Annotated in this window: 5 protein-coding genes and 1 riboswitch; of the genes, 3 read left to right on the top strand and 2 right to left on the bottom strand. The window is 74.7% G+C overall.

Annotated elements, in window-relative coordinates:
* Positions 1-114 precede the first annotated feature (114 nt).
* Both ACFWBW_RS41125 and ACFWBW_RS41120 read right to left on the bottom strand, forming a co-directional pair.
* Entirely contained in the window at positions 115-480 is a 366-nt protein-coding gene (locus tag ACFWBW_RS41125; RefSeq protein WP_243330105.1) for an Rv2175c family DNA-binding protein, read from the bottom strand.
* A 539-nt stretch (positions 481-1,019) separates the two neighbouring features.
* The gene (locus ACFWBW_RS41120; RefSeq protein WP_385384838.1) at positions 1,020-2,264 is read right to left on the bottom strand and encodes an NAD(P)/FAD-dependent oxidoreductase; all 1,245 of its coding nucleotides are present in this window, start codon (positions 2,262-2,264) and stop codon (positions 1,020-1,022) included.
* A gap of 114 nt (positions 2,265-2,378) precedes the next feature.
* Positions 2,379-2,491, top strand: a riboswitch (TPP riboswitch).
* Here ACFWBW_RS41120 and thiO point away from each other — a divergent pair.
* From thiO to ACFWBW_RS41105, 3 genes are all read left to right on the top strand, one after another.
* On the top strand, positions 2,489-3,676 hold the full coding sequence (thiO, locus tag ACFWBW_RS41115) for a glycine oxidase ThiO (RefSeq protein WP_385384835.1): 1,188 nt from the start codon (positions 2,489-2,491) through the stop codon (positions 3,674-3,676). (Overlaps the previous riboswitch by 3 nt.)
* Positions 3,673-3,873: a sulfur carrier protein ThiS gene (gene thiS / locus ACFWBW_RS41110; protein WP_243330100.1), complete on the top strand. Its 201-nt coding sequence runs from the start codon at positions 3,673-3,675 to the stop codon at positions 3,871-3,873. Before thiO ends, thiS begins: the two co-directional genes overlap by 4 nt.
* Before the next feature lie 4 nt (positions 3,874-3,877).
* Positions 3,878-4,690 carry a thiazole synthase gene (locus tag ACFWBW_RS41105; protein ID WP_385384832.1) on the top strand — a complete coding sequence of 271 codons (813 nt, stop codon included), beginning with the start codon at positions 3,878-3,880 and terminating at the stop codon, positions 4,688-4,690.
* Positions 4,691-4,960: the final 270 nt, after the last annotated feature.

Genomic DNA, 4,960 nt, shown 5'->3' with positions numbered 1-4,960 from the left:
ATGCGTGGAGGGCGCGGACACCCAGCCCCCCCCTTGTGGGCTCTTTCCATCTGCCCTTAGGGTGGATTATTATCCCTCTCCCCCCCCCCCCACCGCGCTTGAGGCGGAGTCGGGTCAGATGGCGAGCGCCTGAGCGCGACGCTTCACCTCCGTGCCGCGATTCTCGCTCAGTGCCTGCACGGGGGTGCCGGGCAGGGTCTCGTCGGCGGTGAAGAGCCACTCCAGGATCTCCGCGTCGGTGAAGCGGTCGTCGCGGAGCACGGTCAGCAGGCCGACCAGCCCCTTGACGATCTTGTCTCCGTCGATGAAGGCCGCGGGGACCTGGAGGGAGCGGTTCTCGCCGCGGCGCACCGCGAGCAGCTGACCTTCCTTGACCAGCTGGCGAACCTTGGTCACTTCGATGTCGAGCATCTCCGCGATGTCGGGGAGGTAGAGCCAGGCGGGAACAAGGGCATCGATCTTTGCGTCAATCTCGGTCACGAGCACAAGCCTGCCATCTCGGACTGACTGCCGGTACCCGAGCGGCCCCGTCCGGGGCGCGGGGGCCCCGTGGTCGGGGCCGGAGACGGGGCCGGGCGCGACCCGAGCGAGCCGGAAACACAAGGCCCGCGGGCCGCTCCACCCCCGCGCCCGGACCGGGTGCGGGGCCCGGGACAGACCCGGACGAAGCCCGGCGGCACGGGGCCGGGTAGCAAAACCCCGGGACAACCCCGGGCAGAGCCGGCGGCACGGGGCCCCGAGGCGAAGCCCCGGAACGGGTCCGGCAGAGCCCGGGGGTGAAGCCCAGCGGCACGGAGCCGGAACGGGTCCCGGCAGAGCCCGGGGGCGAAGCCCGGCGGCACGGGGCCCGGGGCGGGTCCGGGCAGAGCCCGGGGAACGGGCGAAGGGCGGGTAGGGGACTTCGCACGTAGGCGTCGGGGCCCGGGCAGGAGCAGGAGCAGGCCCGGAACGGAAGCACGCGCAGCCGGAGCCGGCCGGGGCCGGGGGCCCGACCCGTCCCCGACCCGTGCCCCGCCGGGTCAGCGCAGCGTCGACTTCAGCGCGACCGCCGGGTCGGCGACCTTCGCCGGGTCCACGAGGGCGCCCGACTCGATGAGGCGGCGCCCCTGGGCGAGGTCGCGCGGGCGGCCCACCGCGAGGACCGCGACCAGCCGGCCTTCCCGCAGCCAGCACACCGACCAGGTGTCGGCTTCCGGGTCGCCGCGCCATAGCGGGGGCTCCGCGTCGCCGTGGTGTCCCGCGTACTGCACGAAGCGGCCGAACTGCTCCGACCAGAAGTACGGGACCGGGTCGTAGACCTGCTCCCCCGAGCCCCCGGCCAGGACGTCCGCCGCCACCACCCGCGGTCCCTGGAGCGCGTTGTCCCAGTGGTGCACCAGCAGCCGGGACCCGTAGCGCCCCGACGGGAAGGAGGCGCAGTCCCCCACGGCGTACACCCCGGGCACGGAGGTGCGCAGCCACTCGTCGGCGGCGACCGCTCCGTCCGGGCCGAGCTCCACGCCGGATCCGGCCAGCCATCCGGTGGCCGGCCGCGCGCCGATGCCCACCACCACCGCCTCCGCGGGCAGCTCCCGCCCGTCGGCCAGCAGGACCCGGCCCGGCTCCACGGAAGCCACCCGCGCGCCCGTCAGCAGCTCGGCGCCCGCCTGGGCGTACCAGCGCCCCATCGGCTCGGCGACCTCCGCCGGCAGCGCGCCCGCCAGCACCCGGTCGGCCGCCTCGACCACGGTCACCGCGCAGCCCGCCTCGCGGGCGGCGGTGGCGAACTCCGCGCCGATCCATCCGGCCCCGACCACGACCACCGCCGAGGAGGCCGCCAGTACGGGCCGCAGCCGGGCCGCGTCGTCCAGGGTGCGCAGCAGGTGCACCCCCGGGACGCCCTCCGCGCCGGGCAGGGTCAGCGGGAGGGCGCCGGTGGCCAGCACGAGGAACTCGTACGGGACCGGGCCCGCCTCGGTGTCCACTTCCCGGTCGGCGGCGCGCAGCCCGGTGACCTCGACCCCCAGCCGGAGCTCGATGCCGAGCTCCTCGAAGTCGACGTCGAAGGCCGAGTCCTCGGCCTTGCCGAGGAGCACCGCCTTGGACAGCGGGGGCCGGTCGTAGGGCTGGTGGGGTTCGGCTCCCAGGAGGGTGACGGGCCCGGTCCAGCCCTGTTCCCGGAGGACGACCGCGGTCTGGACCCCGGCCATCCCGGCGCCGACGATCACCACGCCGTGCCCGGTGTCTTCCGCCTGCCGTGTCTGCTGTTGCGTCTGCTCGCTCACGCGGCCCAGCCTAATCAACTGACGGTCCGTCAGGAATAGGTGTCTCAAACCCGCCGGGGACCGGCACCGGGGAGGCAGCCTTACCGGCCGTCGGCCTCGGCGTTACTCTGGCACCGAACCTATCGCGGGAGTCCGGGCGCACCGGGCTGAGAGGGAGGCTGGCCGGCCTCCGACCGTACGAACCTGATCCGGGTCATGCCGGCGAAGGGAGGGGCTGGACGCCCATGCATTCATATCGGAACGGCCGGAGTCCCGGCTACGACGTGCTCGTCATCGGGGGCGGCATCATCGGCCTGGTCACCGCCTGGCGGGCGGCCCGGCGCGGGCTGCGCACCGCGCTGGCCGATCCGGCCCCCGGCGGCGGCGCCGCCCAGGTCGCGGCCGGCATGCTGGCCGCCGTCACCGAGCTGCACTACGGCGAGGAGACCCTGCTCGGGCTCAACCTCGCCTCCGCCGCCCGCTACCCCGAGTTCGCCGCCGAGCTCGCCGAAGCCAGCGGCGGCATGGACATCGGCTACCGCGCCTGCGGCACCCTGGCCGTCGCCCTCGACGCCGACGACCGGCTGCACCTGCGCGAACTGCACGCCCTCCAGCGCCGCTGCGGCCTGGAGTCCGAGTGGCTGACCGGCCGCGAGTGCCGCCGCCTGGAACCGATGCTGGCTCCCGGCGTCCGCGGTGGCCTGCGCGTGGACGGCGACCACCAGGTCGATCCCCGCCGCCTCGCGGCCGCCCTGCTGGCCGCCTGCGAACGGGCCGGGGTCGCCCTGCACCGCGCCGGGGCGGCGCGGCTGCTGACCACCGCCGACCGGGCATGCGGCGCGGTCCTCGACGACGCGGACGCCACGGAGCTGCGCGCCGACCAGGTGGTGCTGGCCGCGGGCTCGCTCAGCGGCCGGCTGGACGGCGTACCACCCGAGGCCGTGGCCCCCGTACGCCCGGTGAAGGGGCAGGTGCTGCGGCTCGCGGTGCCCGCGTCGTACGGGCCGTTCCTGTCGCGGACCGTACGGGCCGTCGTGCGCGGCAGCCACGTCTACCTGGTGCCGCGCGAGAACGGCGAGCTCGTCCTCGGCGCCACCAGCGAGGAACTCGGCTGGGACACCACCGTCACCGCGGGCGGGGTCTACGAACTCCTGCGCGACGCCCACGAGCTGGTGCCCGGGATCACCGAACTCCCCCTGGTGGAAACCCGGGCCGGACTGCGGCCGGGATCGCCGGACAACGCCCCTCTCCTCGGCCCGACGGAACTCCCCGGGCTGCACCTGGCCACCGGGCACTACCGCAACGGCGTCCTGCTCACGCCTCTCACCGGGGACGTGATGGCGGACCTGCTCACCACCGGCGAACTACCGGAAATCGCCCGCCCCTTCACCCCGCGCCGTTTCGCCCTCACGCGACAGGAGTCGTTCGCATGACCATTTCCGTCAACGGCGAGCCGCGCGAGATCGCGGACGGGACCATGCTGGCCACGGTGGTCGCCACCCTCACCGAGGCCACCAAGGGGGTCGCGGCAGCCCTCAACGAGACGGTGGTGCCGCGCGGCCAGTGGCCCTACACCTCCGTGACCGACGGCGACCGCGTCGAGGTCCTCACCGCGGTCCAGGGGGGCTGAACAGATGGCGGACACGTGTGACATCTCCAACGACGCCTTCACCCTCGCCGGCCGGACCTTCTCCTCGCGCCTGATCATGGGCACCGGCGGGGCGCCGAGCCTGGACATCCTGGAGCGGGCGCTGATCGCGTCCGGCACCGAACTCACCACGGTCGCGATGCGGCGCCTCGACCCGACGGTCCAGGGCTCGGTCCTGTCCGTCCTCAGCCGACTCGGCATCGCGGTCCTCCCGAACACCGCGGGCTGCTTCACGGCGGGCGAAGCCGTCCTGACGGCGCGCCTCGCCCGCGAGGCCCTCGGCACGGACTGGATCAAGCTGGAGGTCGTCGCGGACGAGCGCACCCTCCTCCCGGACGGGATCGAGCTGCTCGACGCGGCCGAAACCCTGGTCGACGAGGGCTTCACGGTCCTCCCGTACACGAACGACGACCCGGTCCTCGCCCGCAAACTGGAGGACGTGGGCTGCGCGGCGATCATGCCGCTCGGCTCCCCCATCGGCTCCGGCATGGGCATCCGCAACCCGCACAACTTCGAGCTGATCACCGAGCGGGCCGGGGTCCCGGTCATCCTGGACGCGGGGGCCGGAACGGCCTCGGACGTGGCCCTGGCCATGGAACTGGGCTGCGCGGCGGTCATGCTCGCCTCCGCCGTGACACGAGCCCAACTCCCCGTCCTGATGGCCGCGGCAATGCGCGACGCGGTCTCGGCGGGCCGCCTGGCCCACCGCGCGGGCCGTATCCCCCAACGCCGCTTCGCGGAAGCCTCCTCCCCGGTGGAGGGCCGCGCCACCCTGGACCCGGAACGCCCGGCGTTCTGAGGGGGCGGCGGTACGGGTTCCCGCGGGTGCGGGGCCCCCGCCCCCTCGCGCTCCACCCCGGGCCGGTGGCTGCCCACCCGCCGCCCCCTCGGGACCGGACCGGGACCGGCCCGCCCAGCGCGGCGGAACCGGGGGGAAAGAGACGGTGTCCGGGCCGGCCGGGAGCGTAGACGGGTTTGGGGTTTCCCGGCAGCCTCATCGTCCTTCCGCGTCGGGCCGGCCTGTCAAGGGCGCTCACTACGTTCGCGTCGCTACGCGACGGCCTTCGGC

This window comes from Streptomyces sp. NPDC059957, assembly GCF_042730015.1.
Lineage (GTDB): Bacteria > Actinomycetota > Actinomycetes > Streptomycetales > Streptomycetaceae > Streptomyces.
The sequence above is the reverse complement of the archived record's forward strand: the minus strand, read 5'-3'. Positions and strand labels throughout refer to the sequence as shown.

Excerpts from the sequence above, each read along its gene's own strand:
- thiS (WP_243330100.1), top strand. The coding sequence starts at position 3,673 with ATGACCATTTCCGTCAACGGCGAGCCGCGCGAGATCGCGGACGGGACC.
- thiO (WP_385384835.1), top strand. The coding sequence starts at position 2,489 with ATGCATTCATATCGGAACGGCCGGAGTCCCGGCTACGACGTGCTCGTC.
- ACFWBW_RS41105 (WP_385384832.1), top strand. The coding sequence starts at position 3,878 with ATGGCGGACACGTGTGACATCTCCAACGACGCCTTCACCCTCGCCGGC.